The organism is Amycolatopsis tolypomycina, from assembly GCF_900105945.1.
GTDB lineage: Bacteria > Actinomycetota > Actinomycetes > Mycobacteriales > Pseudonocardiaceae > Amycolatopsis > Amycolatopsis tolypomycina.
The window spans coordinates 2,105,344-2,124,652 of the sequence record NZ_FNSO01000004.1 but is presented as its reverse complement, the minus strand read 5'-3'; the positions used below and the strand labels follow the sequence as shown (position 1 = coordinate 2,124,652).

Here is a 19,309-nt window from a genome sequence, read left to right as displayed (position 1 = left end):
CCTCGGCCTGCCGCGCGAGGTGTTCGAGGCCGCGGCCGCTGATCTTCCTGGCGCAGCGCCACTTCCTCGCCGGGATCACGACGGAGGGTCCCACTCCCAGCCGGTGAGCGTGGTGCGCATCAGCCGGGCCGCGGCGGGCAGCCGGTCGCCCGCGGCCCAGAACAGCGTGATCGTGCGACGGCAGTCCGGGCTGTCGACCGGGAGCCAGACGACCGGCACCTGCGCGGAAACCCGGCGCGCCATGGCCGGGTTGAGCCCGATGCCCAGGCCCGCGCTGATGAGTTCCTGGATCGCGCCGGGCTCGTCGCCCTCGAAGACGATCTTCGGGGTCAGGTCGCGGGCGGCGAAGAGCCGGTCGAGCAGGCGGCGGTGCCAGTGCCCGCGCCGGGCGGTGACGAACGGTTCGCCGGCGAGGTCTTCGACGCGCACCGAGGCGCGGTCCGCCAGCCGGTGCCCGAGCGGCGTGGCCACCAGCACCGGCTCGTCGAGCAGCTGCACGCCGGCCAAGCCCTCGTCGGGAATCGGTTGCGACGCCACGCACAGGTCGATCTCCTGGGCACGCAGGGCTCGCGCCATCGCGTCGGCGGGCAGCTGGTGCAGTTCGACCTCGACGTCCGGGTGGGCCCGCTTGAACGCGGCGAGCGGCCGGGTCAGGGTGAGGAAGGTTTCCGACGCGAGCCGCACGGTGCCGAAGCCCTCGCCCGTCGCGTCGGCGACCGCGCGGCGTCCCGCGTCGAGCTCCCCGAGTGCGCGTTCGACGTAGCCGCGGAAGAGCCGGCCGGCGTCGTTGAGCCGCAGCCGCCCGGCCCGGTCGAACAGCGGCGTGCCCAGCTCGTTCTCCAGCCGGGCGATGGTCCGGCTCAGCGACGGCTGGGCGACGCGCAGCTCTTCGGCCGCGCGGCTGAGGTGCTCCAGCCGGGCCACCACGAGGAACTGCCGCAGGGTCCCCAGATCCACGTCATGCCTCCCGCGTCATAACACCATAGCGATATTGATCTTAGACACGATGACTTCGCGGTCATAGCTTCGGAGTATGGAAAGAACCGGGAAAACGAGCTGGGCGCTGCGGGTCGTGGCAGCCGCGCACCTGGTGGCGATCGCCGGCCAGCCGGTGTTCGCCGGCGTGTACCTCAGCGGCGACTACGACGGCCTGCGCCTGCACGCGACCGGCGCCGACGTCGTCACGTCGCTCGGTTACGCGCAGCTGGTCGTCGCGGTCGTGGTCTGGGTCCGGCTGCGGCGGGCGTGGCCGTTCTTCGCCACGGCGGCGGTGGCCGTCGCGGAGACGGTCCAGTACTTCGCCGGGCTGGACGGCGCGTTGTGGCTGCACCTCCCCCTGGGCGTGCTGACCGTCGCGGGGCTCGTCGTGCTCGTCGTCGCCGTGTGGCGCCGTCCGCCGGGGGCCGTCGATGCGTGAGGTGAACCGGCGCCAGGCGCTGCGCCTCGGCGGGGCCTTCGGGTTGCTGGCCGCTGCCGGGTTGTCCACGGCGGCCGCGCTGTCGCGGCGCCCCGCGCTCACCGGCGCCGAACTCCGCAGCGCCGTGCCGCTGCCGCCGCCGTTCCAGGTGCCGTTGCCGCGGCCGCGGGTGCTGGCACCGGTGGCGCCCGGCCGCTACGAGATCACCCAGCGCGTCGCGGACATCGAGATCCTGCCCGGGATCCGGACGCCGATGTGGACCTACGGCGGTACGTTCCCCGGCCCGACGATCGAGGCCCGCCGCGGCGAGCCGATCACCGTGACCCACCGCAACGAGCTGCCCGTGCCGACCGTGGTGCACCTGCACGGCGGGCGGACCCCGGCGGACTCCGACGGCTACCCGACCGACCTGGTGCTGCCCGCGCAGTGGACCGCCGGTCACCACGCGATGCCCGACCCGCGGGCCGTGCGGACCCACCTGACCCGCGACTACACGTTCCCGCACGACCAGCGGCCGGCGTTGCTCTGGTACCACGACCACCGGATGGACTTCACCGCGCCGGCGATCTGGCGCGGCCTCGCCGGGCTGCACATCGTGCGCGACGACGCCGAGGAAACGCTCGGCCTTCCCGCGGGCGACCGGGAACTGCCGCTGCTGATCGCCGACCGCGCGTTCGCCGCCGACGGCAGCCTCGACTACCCGTCGGTGGACGGCACGCTGCGGGACCGGCCGGGCGTGCGGGAGAGCTTCCTGGGCGGCGTGCTCGGCGACGTCGTCCTGGTCAACGGCGCGCCGTGGCCGGTGCACGAAGTCGACGCGGCCCGCTACCGGCTGCGGCTGCTCAACGCGTCCAACGCGCGGCACTACGAACTCGAGGCGGTCACCGACGACGGGCGGCGGCTCCCGCTCGTCCAGATCGGCGCGGACCAGGGGCTCCTGGCCGCCCCGGTCACCCACACCGCGCTGCCGATCGGGCCGGCCGAACGCTACGACGTCGTCGTCGACTTCGCGGCCGTGCCGGTCGGCGGCCGTGTCCGGCTGCTGAACCGGCTCGGGTCCGGGCGCACCACCGACGTGATGGCGTTCCGGGTCGCGCGCCGCGTGCGGGACGACAGCCGCGTACCCGCGGTGCTGTCGACGGACCTGCCGGCCTGGGACCGGCCGGTCCGGGTGCGCGAGTTCTCCTTCCGGGCCGGGCAACTGGACAGCGGGCACGGCGGGCGCGGCTGGCTGATCGACGGGCGGCCGTTCGACCCGGCCCGCACGGACGTCACGGTCGCCCTCGGCGACGTCGAGGTGTGGCGGCTGGTCGCCGACGTCCACCACCCGATCCACCTGCACCTGGCCGGGTTCCGCGTGCGCTCGCGCGGCGGGCGGCCGCCGCTGCCGCACGATGCCGGGCTCAAGGACACCGTTTCGCTGCGCCCAGGGGAGGCCGCGGAGATCGTCACCCGCTTCGACGGCTACCGCGGCCGGTACCTCTTCCACTGCCACAACGCCGAACACGAGGACATGGGCATGATGGCGAACCTCGAAATCACCTGACACGGGCTGTCGCGTGCCGTCACCCGGTCGTGGCGCCGCCGATGCCGAACGAGGGCCGGCGGCTTCCGTACCGACCACCTCCGCGGCGGGCCCCACTGGGCCGGACGGGCCACGACCGCGGAGCCCGAGTGAAGGTCCTTTCCCTGCGAAACTCCCGCCACTAGCGTTTCGAGCGAGGGGAAACCCTTTTCTGCCAAGGAAACGACCGAGGAGTTCAATCGATGACCGCTCTCGAGAAGCCCGTGACCCGGACCGCGTACCAGCAGTCGGTCGCCGACTACTGGAACGCGGAGAAGGATCCGGTGAACCTCCGCCTGGGCGACGTCGACGGTCTGTACCACCACCACTACGGCCTCGGCGACTACGACCCCGCCGTGCTGGACACCCCGGCCGACCGGCGCGACGAGGCGATCATCGCGGAAATGCACCGCCTCGAGACCGCGCAGGCGGACGTCCTCCTCGACCACCTGGGCCCGATCGCGCCGGAGGACCGGCTGCTCGACGCCGGCTGCGGCCGCGGCGGCACGAGCGTCATGGCCCACCTGCGGTTCGGCTGCCAGGTCGACGGCATCTCCATTTCGGAGCAGCAGGTCGGCTTCGCCAACGCGCACGTGCGGCAGCGCGGGATCGACGGCTCGGTGCGCTACCACCTGCGGAACATGCTCGACACCGGCTTCGAATCCGGGGCGTTCCAGGGCATCTGGAACAACGAGAGCACGATGTACGTCGACCTCAACGACCTGTTCGCCGAGCACGCGCGGCAGCTCAAGCCCGGCGGCCGGTACGTGACGATCACCGGGTGCTACAACGACGTCACCGGCGGCCGGTCGCGCGCGGTGAGCCAGATCGACCAGCACTACATCTGCAACATCCACGCTCGCGGCGACTACTTCAAGGCTTTGGCCGCCAACGGGTTCGTGCCGATCAACGTCGTCGACCTGACCGCGGCGACGATCCCCTACTGGGAGCTGCGGGAGCAGTCGCCGGTCGCCACCGGCGTCGAGAAGCCGTTCCTGACCGCCTACCGCGAAGGCAGTTTCCACTACCTGCTCATCGCCGCCGACCGCGTCTGAGGCAGACGGGAGCCCACCGTGACTGAGTGTCCACACTGGACCGGCGGACCACCGGCGGCACCGTTCGGGCTCGGGACGTCGGCGGCGCGGATCGCGACGCAGTTCCTGCCGTCGGCCGGGCAGGACCCGGCGTACGCGTACCTGCCGTGGGGTGACGGCAGCGCGTCGCCGCTGTACTGCCCGGTCCAGGGTCGCGTCGACGACGGCCTGGCCGCGGAGGTCGACCGGCGCCTGGTCAGCTGGGCGGCCGGCTGCGGGTTCACCGGCAAGGGCCTGGAGCAGATCGCCGGGGCGGGTTTCGGCAGGCTGGCGATGCTCGCCCACACCGACTGCGACGACCCGGACCGGCTGCTGGTCGCCGCCCAGCTCAACGCGGTCTGGTGGGCGGCCGACGACTACTACGCCGACGACAGCACGCTCGGCGCGGCCCCCACCGAGCTCCCGCCGCGGCTGGCCCTCGTCATGGCGGCGATGGACCCGGTCGCCCCGGCCGGGGAGTTTTCCGAACCCCTGGAAGAGGCGTTGCGCGGCGACCCGATCCTCGTCGGGCTGCACTCGGGGATCGAGCACCTGGGCCGCCACGGCTCGCCGGTGCTCGTGCAGCGGGTCTGCTACGCGACGTTCTCGATGTTCGTCAGCTGGGACGCCTACGCGGCGTGGCGCCACACCGGGCGCTACCCGCCGGCGTGGGAGTACCTGGCGGCCCGCCAGCACGACAGCTTCTACACGTCGATGACGCTGGTCGACGCCGTCGGCGGCTACGAGCTGGCCGCGCCGTTCTACTACGACCCGCGGGTGCGCGAGGCGATGATGCGCGCGGGGACGGCGTCGGTGCTGGTCAACGACCTGCACTCGGTGGCCAAGGACGCCGCGGACGAGAAACCGGTGTGCAACATGGTGCTGCAGATCGCCGCCGACCGGGGCTGCCCGGTCGAAGAGGCGGTCGAGGCCACGGTGGCGCTGCACAACCGGATCGTCCACGAGTTCGAGGACGGCCACCGCGAACTGCTGGCCGTGCCGTCCCCGGAACTGCAGCGGTTCCTGGTGGGCGTCCGTTCCTGGATGGGCGGCGGCTTCACCTGGCACGCCACCAATCCCCGTTATCAGTAGGCCGAATACGGGAAACCGAAACTTTCGAAACCGGATGCGTTTCGAAAGTTTCGGTCACCCCGCCCTTCTTGACGGTGTAAACGAAACGGTTCTACCGTTTTTTCATCTGTTTACATCCGGAAGGGAGAACCCGTGTCCGGTTCGCGGCTCCGTCCCGCACTCGCCTTGCTCGCCGCCACCCTGATCGCCGTCGCCGGCCTGATCGCGGTGGCCCCCGGTGCCGCCGCGGCGGTCGAAGACGACGGCGCCGACTGTCCGGTGTCGCTGCCCGGCTCGTTCCCCTCGACGGCCAAGCTTCCTGATCCCTTCAAGAAGATCGACGGCACCCGCGTCACCTCGAAGACCGACTGGCGGTGCCGGAGGCAGGAGATCAAGAAGCTGGCGGAACGGACGATCCACGGCCCGAAACCGGTGAAGCCGGCCAGTGTCACGGGGAGCGTCTCGGCCACGAACATCACCGTGAACGTCAGCGAAAACGGCCGCAGTGCCGGTTTTTCCGCGGGCGTGCAGCTGCCGAGCGGAACGGGGCCGTTCCCGGCGGTCTTCGCGGTCGGCGGATTCGGCGCGGACACGGCGACGATCCGGGCGTCCGGCGCGGCGGTGATCAGTTACGACCCCTTGGCCGTCGGCAAGGAAGGGACGCCGCGGAACAACAAACAAGGCGCTTTCTACAGCATTTACGGCGCGTCGAGCGGCACCGGGCTGCTGGCGGCTTGGGCGTGGGGCGTGAGCCGGATCATCGACGTCATCGAGCAGGCGGGAGGCCAGTTCCTCAAGGCGGATGCGCTCGGTGTCACGGGGTGTTCGCGGTACGGGAAGGGCGCGTTCGCGGTCGGCGTGCTCGACCAGCGCATCGCGCTGACGATGCCGATCGAGTCCGGCACCGCGGGCGTCCCGATCCTGCGCGGCATCCCCGGCGAAAGCGGGTCACAGGGGCTGGGCAACGCCTACGGCGAGCAGCCGTGGTTCGGCGACGCGTTCAGCGCGTACACCGGCAATCCGGCCGGGCTGCCGGTCGACACGCACGAACTGGTGGGCATGGTCGCCCCGCGTGGGCTGTTCATCATGGAGAACCCGCACATCGACTGGCTGGGCGCGCGTTCCGGCAGCGTCGCGGCACTGGCCGGCGCGGAGGTGTACAAGGCGCTCGGCGTGGGTGCCAACATCACGTACTGGTCCGACGTGCAGGACGGCACCCACTGCGCGTCCCGGCCCGAGTGGCGGACGCCGCTGCAGCAGAACATCCAGAAGTTCCTGCTCAGGACCGGGAGTGCGGCGGGGACGATCCGGATCGCCGCGAAGAAGGCGGGGAACCTGGCCGAGTGGCGCGACTGGTCGACGCCGACGCTGACGGACGGCCCGGGCACGACCACACCCACCACCACGCCCACCGCACCGACGACGCCGACGACGCCGGCCGGTGGGGCCTGCACGGCGGCGGTGTCGGTGAACCAGTGGACGGGCGGGTTCGTGACGACGATCCGCGTGACGGCGGGAGCGGCCCCGATCACCGGCTGGACGGTGACGGCGAACCTGCCCGCGGGAGCGGTGGTGACGTCGGTGTGGAACGCCGGCCGCAGCGGAGACACGGGCGCGGTGCGCTTCACCAACACCGGCTTCAACGGTTCGCTGTCCGCGGGCCAGTCGACGGAGTTCGGTTACCAGGGAACGGGAACGGCCACCGGCACGACGGCGGCCTGCGCGCCGGGCTAGCCCGGCGCGCCACCTGTTCCTGCCCGGTCCGGGCTGGCAGGATCGCCCCATGGAACGCGTGCTCGGCATCGGCGGGTACTTCATCCGCGCGGCGGACCCGGCAGCCCTCGGGGCCTGGTACCGCGACTGCCTCGGCCTGGATCCCGGCGAGGAGGGCGGCTGGCAGCAGGAAGCCGGCACGACGCTCTTCGCGCCGTTCGAGGCCGGCACCGGCTACTTCGGCTCCCCGGCCCAGCAGACCATGCTGAACTTCCGGGTCCGCGACCTCGACGCGATGCTCGCCCAGCTCCGCGCGCGCGGCGCCGACGTCGCCGACGAGGTCGAGGACATGCCCGGTATCGGCCGTTTCGGCTGGGTCACCGACCCCGAAGGGCACCGCATCGAGCTCTGGCAACCCGCCTAGAGCACGAAGCCCGTCGGGAACGGGTCGTCCGGGTCGAGCAGGTAGGTGGCCGTCCCGGTGATCCACGCGCGGCCGGAGAACTCCGGGATCACCGCCGGCACGCCGCCCACCGTCGTCTCCTCGACCAGTGACCCCGTGAACGTCGTGCCGATGAACGAGCTGTTCTCGAACGGCGTGTGCAGCGGCAGCTCGCCGCGGGCGTGCAGCTGGGCCATCCGGGCCGACGTTCCGGTGCCGCACGGTGACCGGTCGAACCAGCCCGGGTGGATCGCCATCGCGTTCCGCGACGCCCGCGCGTCCGAACCCGGCGCCAGGAACTGGACGTGCTTGCAGCCGCCGATCAGCGGGTCCTCCGGGTGCTTCGGCGGACGCTGCTCGTTGATCGCCGCCATGATCGACAGGCCCGCCTGCAGGATCCGGTCCTTCTCCGCGCGGTCGAACGGAATCCCCACGGAGGACAGGTCCAGGATGGCGTAGAAGTTGCCGCCGTACGCCAGGTCGTAGCGGACGTCGCCGAGTCCGGGCACGGACACCACCGCGTCACGCTCGGCGAGGAACGAGGCCACGTTGCGCAGCTTCACGCTCGACGCCCGGCCGTCGCGGACCGTGACCTCCGCGTGCACCAGCCCGGCCGGGGTGTCCAGGCGCACCACCGTCGTCGGCTCGGTCACCTCGACCATGCCCGTCTCGACCAGGACCGTCGCGACGCCGATCGTGCCGTGGCCGCACATCGGCAGGCAGCCGGACACCTCGATGTACAGCACGCCCCAGTCCGCGTCCTCGCGGCACGGCGGCTGCAGGATCGCGCCGCTCATCGCGGAGTGGCCGCGCGGCTCGTTCACCAGGAACTGCCGCAGGTGGTCCAGGTGCGCCATGAAGTACCGGCGCCGCTCGGCCATCGTGGCGCCGGGGATGGGCGCCACGCCACCGGTCACCACCCGGGTCGGCATGCCCTCGGTGTGCGAGTCGACCGCCGTGATCGCGCGCGAAGACCGCATCTACGCCACCCCCAGCGCCGCGAGCGCGCGGCCCATGTCGGCGCGGACCTGCTCGCGGTGGACGTCCGACAACGGCCCCCGCGGCGGACGGCACGGCCCGCCGCGCCGGCCCACCATGTCCATCCCGAGCTTGATGGCCTGCACGAACTCCGTGCGCGAATCCCAGCGGAACGCGGCCACCAGCGGTTCGTACAGCGCCTTGGCCTCAGCGAGCTTGCCCGCCGTGGCGAGCTCGTACAGCCGCGCCGACTCGGCCGGGAACACGTTCGGGAACCCGGCGAACCACCCGGTGGCGCCCATCAGCAGGCTTTCCAGGACGACGTCGTCGGCGCCGGAGATCACCGCCAGCTCCGGCGCGCGCTCGCGGATCTCCAGCACGCGGCGGACGTCGCCGGAGAACTCCTTGACCGCCACCACGTTGTCGATCTGCGCGATCTCGGCCAGCAGGTCCGGTGTCAGGTCGACCTTGGTGTCGAACGGGTTGTTGTAGACCATCACCGGCAGGCCCGCCGACGCCACCGCCTCGAAGTGGGCGAGCACCTCGCCGCGGTTGGCGCGGTAGAGCGTCGGCGGCAGGCAGAGCACGCCGTGCGCACCGTCCTCGGCCGCCGCCTCGGCCCAGTACCGCGCCTGGTGCGCGCCGGGACCGTGGACGCCGACGACGACGATGCCGTCCGTCCCGACGGCCTCGATCGCGGTGCGGGCGACGCGGCGGCGTTCGTCGTCGGTGAGCGAGGAGTACTCACCGAGGGAACCGTTCGGGCCGACGCCGCGGCAGCCGTTGCCGACGAGCCACCGGCAGTGCTCGGCGTAGGCGTCGTAGTCGACGGCCAGCCCGGCCGGCGCGGCGTCGTCGGCCCGGTAGGGCAGCGCGGCGGCGACGACCACGCCGCCGAGGTCGCGGGTGCTCATTAGGCCACCATCCCTTCTGCAGCCCGAACCGATAGGGTTGTGACCACTCGGTCCCGGTGGGTGCATGGCCTAGCGTGCGTGCCGCTTGACGGCCAGCATGAGTACTGCCAGCCCCGCCGGGCCGAGGCCGCTTTACCGGCCTTAGGAACATGCCCCGACCTGGCCGAGGGCCGATTAATGAGCTTCCGGACAGCGTCCTCACCACCGAGCGGGTCCTTCACCGTCAGAGAAGGAGCACCGCGCGCGTGTTCGCGGGATGGGACTGGGCCAGCGGCTCGCACGATGTGACCGTGATCGACCAGGCCGGGACGAGGACCGACCGATGGGCGCTGGCCCACGCCGAAACCGGAATTGCCGGCACCCTGGCCAGGCTGCGCCGCCACGGCGATCCGGCCGGGCTGCCAGTAGCGATCGAGACCACCCGGGGACTGGTCGTGGACCGGCTGCTGGCTGCTGGGCACCCCGTGATTCCCATACACCCCAACGCCTTCAACGCCGTCCGGCCCCGCTGGGGCGCAGCCCGGGCCAAAAGCGACCCCGGCGACTCGTTCAAACTCGCGGACTACCTGCGCACCGACGGCCACCAGCTGCGGACCTTGACACCCACGCTGCCCGAGACACTGGAGCTGCAAGCGCTGACCCGGCAACGCGCCGACCACGTCGAAGCGCGCGTCGCGGCGGTCAACCAGCTCGCTGCGCTGCTGGATGAGCACTGGCCCGGCGGGAAAGCCGTGTTCGCAAGCCTGGACAGTGACATCGCCCTGGCCTTCCTGGACCGCTACCCCACGCCCGCGGACGCGGCCCGCTTGACCGCCGGCCGGCTGGAAGCGTTCTGCAAACGCCACGGCTACTCCGGCAAACGACCCGGCAGTGCGCTGATCGAGCGGCTGCGCACCGCCCCCGCGGCGGCCTCCCGGCTGGGCCGGACTGTGATCACCCGGCTGGTCGGTGTCCAAGTGCAGCTGGTGCGGTCCCTGCGTGTCACCATCCGCGAACTGGATGCCGCCATCGCCGAGGCAGTCAAGACGCATCCCTGGGCCGAACTGATCGCCGGACTGCCCCGGATCGGCTCCGTCAACCTCGGTCAAGTCATCGGTGAGATCGGCCCCATGCTCGAACGCGCCAACGGCTGCGCGCAACTGGCCGCCGAGACCGGTGCGGCACCGGTCACCAAGGAATCCGGGAAACACCGCCAGGTCAACTTCCGGCACGCGGTCAACCGCCGAGCCCGGCAAGCCCTGATGACCTTCGCCGACAACAGCCGGCACGACAGCAACTGGGCCGCCACGATCTACAACAACGCGCGTTCCCGAGGCAAACGCCACCCCCACGCGGTGCGGATCCTGGCCCGCGCCTGGCTGCGCGTCATCTGGGCCTGCTGGCGCGACAGAACCTGCTACGACCCTGCCATCCACCACACCACCACCAAGATCAACACAGTGGAAGGGTTGACTTAGGAAACTCATGGGGACTCCTTCGGATCGGCGAGCTCGCCCAGGCGGATCGGCTGGGCGATCGGACGGTGGTGGCGTTCGACGCCGCCGCAGAGTTCGGCGACGGCCGGGCCGCACATCCGGCCCTGGCACGGGCCGAGCCCGGCGCGGGTGCCGAGCTTGAGCGCGTGCGGGCCGGGCATGGCCGGGTCCGCGGCGGCGGTTTTCAGGTCGCCGTAGGTGGTTTCCTCGCAGCGGCAGACGACGGTGTCCGCGCGCAGCCAGCCGGGCCACGCCGCGCCGACGGGGTGGGCCGCGGCCAGGCGGCGGGCGAAGGCGCGGGCGTGGTCACGCCGCTTGAGCAGGGCGCGGCCCGGCGTCTTCCCGGCGGCGGCCCACCCGGCGACCGCGCCTTCCGCCGCGGCGGCGACCGAGCCGCCGATGCCGGTGAGCTCCCCCGCGGCGAACACGCCGGCGACGCTGGTGCGCTGGTCGTCGCCGACCCGGACGAACCCGCCGTCGAGGGCGCAGCCGGCCGCGACGGCCAGTTCGGGCTGCGGGACGAAGCCGTGCCCGACGCAGAGGGCGTCGACCTCCCAGGTGCGTTCGGTGCCGGGGACGACCGACCAGTCCGCGCGGACGCGCGCGGTGACGGCCTCGCGGACCCGGTCGTCGCCGCGGGCCTCGATCACCGTGCGGCCGCAGAGGTACGGGACGCGGTGCCGGGCCAGCGTGCCGGCGTGACGAACCAGTTCGTTCATCTTCCCGAGGTGCGCGGCCGCCCGCCAGGACCATCCACTGAGGACAGTGCGCACCGGGTTCGCCTCCAGGACGGCGCGCACTTCGGCGCCGACGTCCAGCAGCGACTGCGCAACGGGCAGGAGGAAGGGCCCGGCCCCGGCGACGAGCACCCGCCGCCCGACGGCGACCCGCTCCCCCTTGGCCAGTGCCTGCGCGGCGCCCGCGGTGAAGACGCCGGGCAGCTGCCAGCCGGGGAAGGGCAGGACGCGGTCGTGCGCGCCGGTGGCGAGGATCAGGGCGTCGGGTTCGAGGGTGTGGCGCCGGCGGTTCGTCCCGTCGGCCGGGCCGCGCAGGACGTGGACCCGCCGGCCTTCCACGGCCCAGACGGTGCTTTCCGGCCACCACGCGCACCGGCTCAGGAGCGCCTCGAACCGGTGCGCGGCACCCCGGTGGTACTGCCCGCCGGGCACATCGGCCTGGTCGAGGACGGTGACGTCGGCCCCGGCGGCAAGCGCGGCTTCGGCGGCCGCGAGCCCGGCGGGCCCGGCACCGACGATGACGACGTGCGTCACGCGCCCGCCTCCCGTGACTGGGTCCGGACATCATCGCCGTCGGCGGCACGACGGCGGCAGGCGCGGACGTCGGCGACGCCGTTGACGGTGAGCAGGCAGTCGAAGCAGGCACCGATGCCGCAGAAGACACCGCGCGGCGCACCGGACCGGGTGGTCCGCCAGGACACCCGCCCGGCGGCGAGCAGAAGGCCGGCGAGGGTCTGCCCGGCGGTGCCGGTCACGGTCTCGCCGTCGACGGTGATCGCGATCGGCTCGCTCACGCCAGCACCGCCGGACGGTCCACAGTGAACTCTTCCACCGGCATCGACGGTGCCACCCCGGTCAGCAGTTCGCGCAGGAGCCTCGCCGTTCCGGTGCTCAAGCCGATTCCCGCCCCCTCGTGTCCCGTCGCGTGCCACAGGCCGGCCAGGCGCGGGTCCTCGCCCAGCACCGGCAGGTGGTCTTCCACGTACGGCCGGAAGCCGCCGTACGCGCGCATCACCGCCGCGTCGGCCAGTGGTGGGAACAGGCGGACCGCCTTGGCCGCGATCGCGCCCAGCACGTCCGGGCGGATCGTGTCGTCGAAGCCCACTCGGCGGCGGGACGAACCGATCAGCACCGTCCCGCCCCAGGTCGACTCGACCACCGCCGACGTCTGCAGCTCGCCGCTGCCCGTGCCGACCGCGCCGACGTAGTCCGCGTCGTAGACCTTGTGCCGCACCACGCCCGGCATCGGCGTGGTCACCAGGACCTCGCCGCGCCGGGGCCGGACCGCGATCGGTGCGCCCAGCCGGGCCGACACCTCTCCCGCCCACGGCCCCGCCGCGTTCACCACGACGTCCGCCTCGACCACTTCCCCTGCCACGTGCACTCCGGTGATGCCGCCGCCCGACGTCCGGGCGCCGGTGACCTCGGCTCCGGTGCGCAGCCGGGCGCCGCGGCGCAACGCCGAACCCAGCAGCGCGAGCGCGGCGCCGGCCGGCTGGACCTGGGCGTCTTCCGGGTAGCGGACGGCGGCGGTCACCGCACGGGTCAGGGCCGGTTCGGCCGCCGCTACGTCGGCCGCGTCGAGGCGCTCGGTGCGGACGCCGGCCGCGGCCTGGGCCTCGGCGAACGCGAGGAGCGCACCGGCGCCGGCTTCCGTGGTGGCCACGACGATGCCGCCCTTCGGGTCGTACTCCGTCGCGGCCGCCGCGCGCGGGCCGTCGGCGGCGATTTCGGCCAGTACCTGCGGCCACAACCAGGCCGACAGCTGCGCGAGCGCGAGCTCGGCGCCCGGTCCCTTGTCGGACACGAGCAGATTGCCTTCGCCGTGCGAGGTGGTGCCGCCCGCGGGCCGGCCGCGGTCGACGACCAGGACGTCGAAGCCGGCCAGCGCGAGTTCCCGCGCGCAGGCCGCGCCGACGATGCCGGCGCCGATCACCACCACCCGCGTTCGGTTCATCGACCCTCCAGCGTTCGGTATAGCGAACGATAGGCATCGACCGGGAGGGGTGTCAATCGGTCAGGACGGGGTGCGGCCTGCCCTCGAGCCGTTCGTCCGCTCGGTACTGCAGCAGCAGCACCGACCGCACCGGACCGTCGGGCGCGGTGTAGCTGTGCGCCTCGCGGGCGTCGAACGCGACGTAGTCGCCCGGCCCGAGGTCCACGGTCCGGCCGGCGACCTCGACCCGCAGCCTGCCGGTCTGCACGACCGTGTGCTCGACGCCGACGTGCCCCTGCGAGCGCTGCGGCGCGTCCCCGCGGACGACCTGGTCGTACACCTCGAAGACGCTGTTGTCGGCCTCGATCCGGCGCAGCGGCCGCAGGTCGACGCCCTCGCCGCGGAGCACCTCGACCTCGGCCGCCCGCACCACGGTCAGCCCGCCGCGCGGGCGGTGGTCGAGCAGGTCGGAAATGGCCACTTCGAGGACCCGGGACAGGCTGAACACCGTCTCGATGGTCGGGTTGCCGGTGCCGCCTTCGAGCTGCGAGAGCGTCGCCTTGCCGATGCCCGAGCGCCGGGACAGCTCGGACAGCGACAGGCCGCGTGCCGCCCTCGCCGCGCGGAGGTTGACCGCCAGCATGTCGCGGATCGACGGGTCACCGTCGTTCGGTAAAGCGTCCACCAGCGCCGCCGTTCGTTCGGTTTGCCGATCGGGCCAGGGCGCCATGATGACATGCCGAGCTCCCCGCGGCACGGTCCGCCGCGGGGAGCTCCGCCGAGCCGTTACTTGCTGTAGGTCAGGCAGTTCGCCGCGTGGCCGCCGTCGCCGGGGCCGACCCGGATGCTGGACGCCGTGCACTCCAGCGATTCGTTGTGGCGGCAGTCGGTCCGGGAACACGCACCGACCTGGGCCACGACCCGGTCCAAGCCGCCCTTCGTGTTGAGGGGGACGAACGTGCCGCAGTCCGCCGATCCGTTGTGGCCGCCGACGGTGATGGCGAACGCGTGGCAGCCGTCGTGGTTGTAGGAACAGCCGCTGACCGTGCACTCGTGCACGGCAGGCATCTCGGTGGTGGTCATCCGCACTCCTGGTTCCGTGGTGGGAAAACAGTCGGTTCCCCGACGCTCCCACCACGGCCCAGGGCCCGCAACACCGGCGGACGCGGCCGGGTGAACCCCGCCGGGTGACAGGAACCGGCGGCACCCGATCGAGCTCAGTGCGTGAGCGTGTTCGGGTCGCTCGTGCTCGGCCGCCCGGTCTCGACGTGCCCGGCCAGCCGCCGCAGGAAGCGCGGATCGCGGTCCGACACGATCGAGACGTCGTACCAGTTGCCGCTGCGTCGCGTGTCCACCACCTCGGCCACCCGCGCGCCCGGCCGCAGCAGCCGGGACGTCGAACGGCGGCCGTAGGAGTCGGTCAGCGTGAGCCGCACCGGCGTCGGGCCGCTGTTGGTCAGCACCAGCTCCAGGTTGCCGCTGCGGCCCGCCGGCCGGGCGCTCACCTCGGGACCGGCCAGGGCGCCGCCGCGGAACTGGCGGACGAAGCCGTTCGGCCCGTGCGCCGTGTAGTCGTAGCCCCCGGCGACGGGCAGTGCGGCGGCGAGCGAGCAGCCGGCGCCCGCCGTGTACGTCCGCGGCTCGCCCCCGGGCGAGACGACGTAGAACGTCGCGCCCGCGCGGCCCTGGTTGACGAACGTCAGGTTCAGCGCCGCGCCCACCTGGGCGTCGGCGGCCAGGTCGTACGGCAGCGCCCGGGCCGGCCGCAGCCCCGGCTCCTGCTTCGGCAGCACGGCCCGCGCCGGGACCGCGGGCACGTAGTCCGGGTGCCGCTCGCGGTCCGGCGGCTCGTAGCCCGCGGTGTCCGGCAGGGCGGGTACCCGCGTGTCCGTGCGGGCGAAGTCGAACGCCGACGTCAGGTCACCGCACACCGACCGGCGCCAGGCCGAGATGTTCGGCTCGTGCACGCCGAAGCGCCGTTCGACGAACCGGATGATCGAGGTGTGGTCGAACGTCTCCGAGCAGACGTAGCCGCCCTTGCTCCACGGCGACACCACCAGCATCGGCACGCGCTGGCCGAGCCCGTACGGGCCGGCCGGGTTCGCCGCCGAACCCGCGAAGATCTCGCCCGTCGTGTCCACAGTGGACTGCCCGGCCGTGGCGTACGGCGGGACGACGTGGTCGAAGAAGCCGTCGTTCTCGTCGTAGGTGATGAACAGCGCGGTCTTGCTCCACACGTCCGGGTTCGCGGTGAGCGCGTCGAGGACCTGCGCGATGTACCAGGCGCCGTAGTTCACCGGCCAGTTCGGGTGCTCGCAGAACGCCTCCGGCGCGGTGATCCACGAAACCTGCGGCAGCTGCCCGGCCTTGACGTCGGCGCGCAGCCGGTCGAAGTAGCCTTCGCCCGCCTTGGCGTTCGTGCCGGTGCGCGCCTTCTCGTAGAGGGCGTCGCCCGGCTTGGCGTTGCGGTAGGAGTTGAAGTACAGCAACGAGTTGTCGCCGTAGTTGCCGCGGTAGGCGTCGTCGATCCAGCCCCAGCCGCCGGCGGCGTCGAGGCCGTCGCCGACGTCCTGGTAGATCTTCCACGAGACGCCGGCCTGTTCGAGGCGCTCGGGGTAGGTCGTCCAGGAGTAGCCCTTTTCGTCGTTGCCGAGGACCGGGCCGCCGCCCTTGCCGTCGTTGCCCGTGTAGCCCGTCCACATGTAGTAGCGGTTCGGGTCGGTCGAGCCCATGAACGAGCAGTGGTAGGCGTCGCAGATGGTGAACGCGTCGGCGAGGGCGTAGTGGAACGGGATGTCCTCGCGCGTCAGGTACGCCATCGTGGTCGAGCCCTTCGCGGGCACCCACTTGTCGTAGCGGCCGCCGTTCCACGCCGCGTGCGTGTCGTTCCAGCCGTGCGGGAGGTCCTGGATGAACTGCAGGCCCAGGTTGTCCGCTTCGGGCCGGAACGGCAGGATGTCGCGCTTGCCGTCCGACTGCGCCCAGACGGCCTTCCCGTTGGCCAGGGTCGCCGGCCGCGGGTCGCCGAAGCCGCGGACCCCGCGCAGCGTGCCGAAGTAGTGGTCGAACGACCGGTTTTCCTGCATCAGCACCACGATGTGCTCGACGTCCCGCAGTGTCCCGGTTCGGTGGTGCGCGGGGATTTCCGCCGCGCGCGCGATGCTGGTGGACAGTGCGGAAAGGGCGGCGGTACCGCCGGCCAGCTGCAGAAAACGTCGTCGGTTGACGTCCGTCATGGGGACTCCGGGGGTGTCGTGGTGGCGAGCCGGGTCAGTATGGGCGGCGAAAAGCGAACCTGCCCCGGGACCGAGGCTAACGCCGGGCGAAACCCTGGTTAACGTCAGCCTGTGCCTGCGGCTGGTCGAGAACCAGTACCACCTCGCCCGCTTCGACGGCGGTGACCCGCCCGGGCGCCCGGGCTGTGGAGACCACGGGCTGAGCTCGAACACCGGGCGAGGCACCGCCGGAACCGGTGTACCCGGGGCGGAACCCGGCAAACGTGAGGCCCGCCTCCGCCCAGCGGAGGTCCGAGGGGGGTCGACCTGCGAGCGGAGACGGGAGTTTCAGGCCGGTACGGGGGCCGCCTCGCGGCGGAAGGCACAACACGGCTCCAGCGCTACCGGCCTCTTTTAGAAGGCAGAGCCGTGAAGGCAAGGGGTGAGGCCCGGGGGCACCGCCGTACCGACACCCTGTACAACGTCTTGGCAGGGCTGGTGTTCCGGACTCCGAGGGTGACGTGCGTCGCTCAGCGGACGGCCGGTTCCCGCGTCCGGATCGCCCGGCGCGTCAACGCCGGCACCGGTGCGACGGCCGCGAGGAACACGAGCGCGATCAGCAGCCACCCCGGTCCGCCGAGGCCGCCGACCGCGAGGGTGAACACGCCGGGCCCGACCATCTGCACGGTGGCCGTGGCCGCTTCGGTCACGCCTTGGTAGGCGCCCTTGGCGTCTTCGCGCATGAGCCGCACGGAAAGGCCCCAGTTGGCGGCCACGTACCCGAGTTCCCCGACGACGTGCAGCACCGCGGCCAGCCCCACCACCGCGATCGCGCCCGCTCCCGCGCCGCCGGCCGTGGTGGCGAGCAGCACGCAGCTCGCCGCGAGCACGGCGCCGGACACCACGGCCGTGCGCGCGGCCTGGGTCGCCGTCCGCGCGAACCGGGCGAACGGGACCTGGAACAGCGCGATCCCCACCGAGCTGACCACGACCACGATCCCGCCGAGCCCGAGCGGCAGGTGGGTCCGGCCGGCGAGCCACAGCGGCAGCCCGGCCGACAACATGGCCCAGCACAGGGAAAGCACGGCCGTCGCCGCGGTGACGTACAGGTAGGGCCGGTCCTGCAGCACCACCCGGGTCGTCGTCTTCTGGGTCCGCGCCGGCGCCGGCACCAGCAGCGTCGCGCCGGCGAGCACGAGGAAGCTGACGGCGTTGCCGGCGATGGCCAGCGTGTACGCCCACCTGGCGTCCGCGGTGAGCACCAGTGCACCCAGCCCGGCGCCGGCGGCGTACCCGACGTGCTGGGCCACCCGCTGCTGGGCCAGCACGCGCACGCGCTCGGCGGATCCGGTGACCAGCCCGGTGATCAGCGCCGTCCGCACCGCGGTGCCCCCGGTGGCCAGTGCGGTGAACGGGATCGTCACGGCCAGGAACGTCCCGACGCCGTCCACCGCGAGGTAGCCGGCCATCGCGACGGCCCGCACCAGCGTGAGCGCGACGAGCACCGGCCGCGCGCCCGCCCGGTCGGCGAACGCGCCCAGCGGCACCGCGGCGACCATGCCGACCGCGCTCGCCACGGCCAGTCCGGCGCCGACCGCGACCGGCGGGAGCCCGGCGATCCGGGTGAGGTACAGCGCCCAGATCGTGAACCAGAGGCCGTCGCCGAGCGCGGAAACCCCGCGGCCCCACAGGAGACTCCGCATGCAACCACCCTTCACGAAGTTGTGAATGGTAATTCCCCGTCGGGGCGGCGGCAAACATCATTCACGAGTTCATGAACTGTGTTAGGGTCGCGTGGTGGGCGGACTGGTCGATGCGGGCAACGCGGTCCAAGGCGCGATCGTCGAGCTGACCCGCGAGCTGGCCGACCCGGTCCGGCTCACGGCCCTGCAGGTGCTGGCGGCGGAAGGCCCGCACACGATGGTGCAGCTGGCCGACGCGCTCGGGGTGAGCGCACCCCGCCTGGGCAACCACCTGGCCCGCCTGCGCGCGGCCGGGCTGGTGACGGTCGAGCACACCGGACGGCACGCGCTGTACCGCGTCGGCCGCGAAGACCTGTTGGGCGTGCTCACGGCGTTGGCGCACTACGCCGGCAACGAGGGAATCGCGCTGCCGGACCGAGCCGAGTCCGGCGCGGACATCGCGCACACGTGTTACGACCACGCGGCGGGCCGGCTGGGCGTGGCGGTGTTCGCCCTGCTCGTCGCGCGCGGAGCACTGCGGCCGCCCGACGGTTCCGGCGCCGAGGTGGTTCTCGGCGACGACCTGTCGGCGTTCGCGGATCTCGGCGTCTCCCCGACGGAGATCGAGCCAGGCAGGCGGCGGCCGGCGACGGCGTGCCTGGACCGGACCCACCGCGTGCCGCACCTGGGCGGCGTCCTCGGCCACGAAGTACTGGCGGCGTTTCTGGCCGACGGCTTGGTCCGGCGGGGAACCGGAGACCGCGAGCTGCACATCACCCCGCGCGGGCGCCGCCGGTTCGGTGAACTGCTGCCGGGGTTTGCGCCTTAGCAGCCGAACAGCTCGTGGCGCACTCGCGCGGCCCGCTCGGGAGCGAGCCGGCGCAACGTGAACTTCTCGCCGTACCAGTCGAGCTCGGCCGCTTCGAGTTCCTGCAGCGCGCTTTCCGTCCCCGGGGTCCGCACGGTCCTCAGTGGCCGGCGAACGGCGTCTGCTTGTCCATGCACAACCCGCCGGGCCGGTACCGCATGAGAAGTACAGGACCTGGTCGGCGGCGTCGATTTCCCGCGCCGGAGATGGCCTTTTCTTTACCT

At 72.6% G+C, this 19,309-nt stretch carries 19 protein-coding genes; 8 read left to right on the top strand and 11 right to left on the bottom strand.

The features are described 5' to 3' along the window. Nucleotides 1–75: 75 nt before the first annotated feature. Nucleotides 76–957 (bottom strand): LysR family transcriptional regulator, encoded by an 882-nt coding sequence (locus tag BLW76_RS20240; protein WP_091309709.1) that lies wholly within the window; start codon nt 955–957, stop codon nt 76–78. A gap of 76 nt (nt 958–1,033) precedes the next feature. On the opposite strand from BLW76_RS20240, the gene BLW76_RS20235 reads away from it, so the two are divergent. From BLW76_RS20235 to BLW76_RS20210, 6 genes are all read left to right on the top strand, one after another. Beyond that, nucleotides 1,034–1,417 carry a hypothetical protein gene (locus BLW76_RS20235; protein ID WP_091309707.1) on the top strand — a complete coding sequence of 128 codons (384 nt, stop codon included), beginning with the start codon at nt 1,034–1,036 and terminating at the stop codon, nt 1,415–1,417. After that, nucleotides 1,410–2,963, top strand: coding sequence for a multicopper oxidase family protein (locus tag BLW76_RS20230; RefSeq protein WP_091309705.1), 1,554 nt, complete (start codon nt 1,410–1,412; stop codon nt 2,961–2,963). Before BLW76_RS20235 ends, BLW76_RS20230 begins: the two co-directional genes overlap by 8 nt. A 221-nt stretch (nt 2,964–3,184) precedes the next feature. Further along, on the top strand, nt 3,185–4,036 hold the full coding sequence (locus BLW76_RS20225; RefSeq protein WP_091309702.1) for a geranyl diphosphate 2-C-methyltransferase: 852 nt from the start codon (nt 3,185–3,187) through the stop codon (nt 4,034–4,036). An 18-nt stretch (nt 4,037–4,054) separates the two neighbouring features. Then, nucleotides 4,055–5,146, top strand: coding sequence for a family 2 encapsulin nanocompartment cargo protein terpene cyclase (locus tag BLW76_RS20220; protein ID WP_091309701.1), 1,092 nt, complete (start codon nt 4,055–4,057; stop codon nt 5,144–5,146). A 132-nt stretch (nt 5,147–5,278) separates the two neighbouring features. Continuing rightward, nucleotides 5,279–6,859, top strand: coding sequence for a glucuronyl esterase domain-containing protein (locus BLW76_RS49720; protein ID WP_244170226.1), 1,581 nt, complete (start codon nt 5,279–5,281; stop codon nt 6,857–6,859). 49 nt (nt 6,860–6,908) lie between these two features. Continuing rightward, the gene (locus tag BLW76_RS20210) at nt 6,909–7,262 is read left to right on the top strand and encodes a VOC family protein (RefSeq protein ID WP_091309698.1); all 354 of its coding nucleotides are present in this window, start codon (nt 6,909–6,911) and stop codon (nt 7,260–7,262) included. On the opposite strand, the gene BLW76_RS20205 is transcribed toward BLW76_RS20210, so the two are convergent. Together BLW76_RS20205 and BLW76_RS20200 are read right to left on the bottom strand one after the other, a co-directional pair. Further along, nucleotides 7,259–8,260: a proline racemase family protein gene (locus BLW76_RS20205; RefSeq protein WP_091309695.1), complete on the bottom strand. Its 1,002-nt coding sequence runs from the start codon at nt 8,258–8,260 to the stop codon at nt 7,259–7,261. The two genes, BLW76_RS20210 and BLW76_RS20205, sit on opposite strands and share 4 nt — an antisense overlap. Further along, on the bottom strand, nt 8,261–9,172 hold the full coding sequence (locus BLW76_RS20200) for a dihydrodipicolinate synthase family protein (protein ID WP_091309693.1): 912 nt from the start codon (nt 9,170–9,172) through the stop codon (nt 8,261–8,263). A 245-nt stretch (nt 9,173–9,417) separates the two neighbouring features. On the opposite strand from BLW76_RS20200, the gene BLW76_RS20195 reads away from it, so the two are divergent. Continuing rightward, nucleotides 9,418–10,629 (top strand): IS110 family RNA-guided transposase, encoded by a 1,212-nt coding sequence (locus tag BLW76_RS20195; RefSeq protein ID WP_091307059.1) that lies wholly within the window; start codon nt 9,418–9,420, stop codon nt 10,627–10,629. Between the two features lie 5 nt (nt 10,630–10,634). On the opposite strand, the gene BLW76_RS20190 is transcribed toward BLW76_RS20195, so the two are convergent. From BLW76_RS20190 to BLW76_RS20160, 7 genes are all read right to left on the bottom strand, one after another. Beyond that, the gene (locus BLW76_RS20190) at nt 10,635–11,918 is read right to left on the bottom strand and encodes an FAD/NAD(P)-dependent oxidoreductase (protein ID WP_091309691.1); all 1,284 of its coding nucleotides are present in this window, start codon (nt 11,916–11,918) and stop codon (nt 10,635–10,637) included. Further along, the gene (locus BLW76_RS20185) at nt 11,915–12,178 is read right to left on the bottom strand and encodes a (2Fe-2S)-binding protein (protein ID WP_091309689.1); all 264 of its coding nucleotides are present in this window, start codon (nt 12,176–12,178) and stop codon (nt 11,915–11,917) included. The genes BLW76_RS20190 and BLW76_RS20185 overlap by 4 nt, the downstream gene beginning before the upstream one ends. Next, a complete protein-coding gene (locus BLW76_RS20180) occupies nt 12,175–13,341 on the bottom strand; it encodes an NAD(P)/FAD-dependent oxidoreductase (protein ID WP_091309686.1) in 1,167 nt (388 codons plus the stop codon). The genes BLW76_RS20185 and BLW76_RS20180 overlap by 4 nt, the downstream gene beginning before the upstream one ends. Before the next feature lie 52 nt (nt 13,342–13,393). Continuing rightward, nucleotides 13,394–13,963: a helix-turn-helix domain-containing protein gene (locus tag BLW76_RS20175; protein WP_167384995.1), complete on the bottom strand. Its 570-nt coding sequence runs from the start codon at nt 13,961–13,963 to the stop codon at nt 13,394–13,396. Nucleotides 13,964–14,106: 143 nt separating this feature from the next. Further along, complete coding sequence (locus BLW76_RS20170; protein ID WP_091309682.1) at nt 14,107–14,403, bottom strand: DUF1540 domain-containing protein; 297 nt, start codon at nt 14,401–14,403, stop codon at nt 14,107–14,109. 134 nt (nt 14,404–14,537) lie between these two features. Next, complete coding sequence (locus BLW76_RS20165; protein WP_091309680.1) at nt 14,538–16,556, bottom strand: phosphocholine-specific phospholipase C; 2,019 nt, start codon at nt 16,554–16,556, stop codon at nt 14,538–14,540. A gap of 509 nt (nt 16,557–17,065) precedes the next feature. Beyond that, entirely contained in the window at nt 17,066–18,238 is a 1,173-nt protein-coding gene (locus BLW76_RS20160) for an MFS transporter (RefSeq protein ID WP_091309677.1), read from the bottom strand. 94 nt (nt 18,239–18,332) lie between these two features. Between BLW76_RS20160 and BLW76_RS20155 the strand changes: the two genes are divergently transcribed. Next, entirely contained in the window at nt 18,333–19,046 is a 714-nt protein-coding gene (locus BLW76_RS20155) for an ArsR/SmtB family transcription factor (RefSeq protein ID WP_091319607.1), read from the top strand. Here BLW76_RS20155 and BLW76_RS48590 read toward each other — a convergent pair. Further along, nucleotides 19,043–19,180: a hypothetical protein gene (locus BLW76_RS48590; protein ID WP_167384664.1), complete on the bottom strand. Its 138-nt coding sequence runs from the start codon at nt 19,178–19,180 to the stop codon at nt 19,043–19,045. The genes BLW76_RS20155 and BLW76_RS48590 overlap by 4 nt on opposite strands. Nucleotides 19,181–19,309: the final 129 nt, after the last annotated feature.

Bases quoted from the DNA above. Each gene is read 5' to 3' on its own strand.
- BLW76_RS20200 (WP_091309693.1), bottom strand. From the start codon at position 9,172: ATGAGCACCCGCGACCTCGGCGGCGTGGTCGTCGCCGCCGCGCTGCCC.
- BLW76_RS20230 (WP_091309705.1), top strand. From the start codon at position 1,410: ATGCGTGAGGTGAACCGGCGCCAGGCGCTGCGCCTCGGCGGGGCCTTC.
- BLW76_RS20165 (WP_091309680.1), bottom strand. From the start codon at position 16,556: ATGACGGACGTCAACCGACGACGTTTTCTGCAGCTGGCCGGCGGTACC.
- BLW76_RS20225 (WP_091309702.1), top strand. From the start codon at position 3,185: ATGACCGCTCTCGAGAAGCCCGTGACCCGGACCGCGTACCAGCAGTCG.
- BLW76_RS20160 (WP_091309677.1), bottom strand. From the start codon at position 18,238: ATGCGGAGTCTCCTGTGGGGCCGCGGGGTTTCCGCGCTCGGCGACGGC.
- BLW76_RS20180 (WP_091309686.1), bottom strand. From the start codon at position 13,341: ATGAACCGAACGCGGGTGGTGGTGATCGGCGCCGGCATCGTCGGCGCG.
- BLW76_RS20205 (WP_091309695.1), bottom strand. From the start codon at position 8,260: ATGCGGTCTTCGCGCGCGATCACGGCGGTCGACTCGCACACCGAGGGC.
- BLW76_RS20175 (WP_167384995.1), bottom strand. From the start codon at position 13,963: ATGCTGGCGGTCAACCTCCGCGCGGCGAGGGCGGCACGCGGCCTGTCG.
- BLW76_RS20170 (WP_091309682.1), bottom strand. From the start codon at position 14,403: ATGACCACCACCGAGATGCCTGCCGTGCACGAGTGCACGGTCAGCGGC.
- BLW76_RS20210 (WP_091309698.1), top strand. From the start codon at position 6,909: ATGGAACGCGTGCTCGGCATCGGCGGGTACTTCATCCGCGCGGCGGAC.
- BLW76_RS20235 (WP_091309707.1), top strand. From the start codon at position 1,034: ATGGAAAGAACCGGGAAAACGAGCTGGGCGCTGCGGGTCGTGGCAGCC.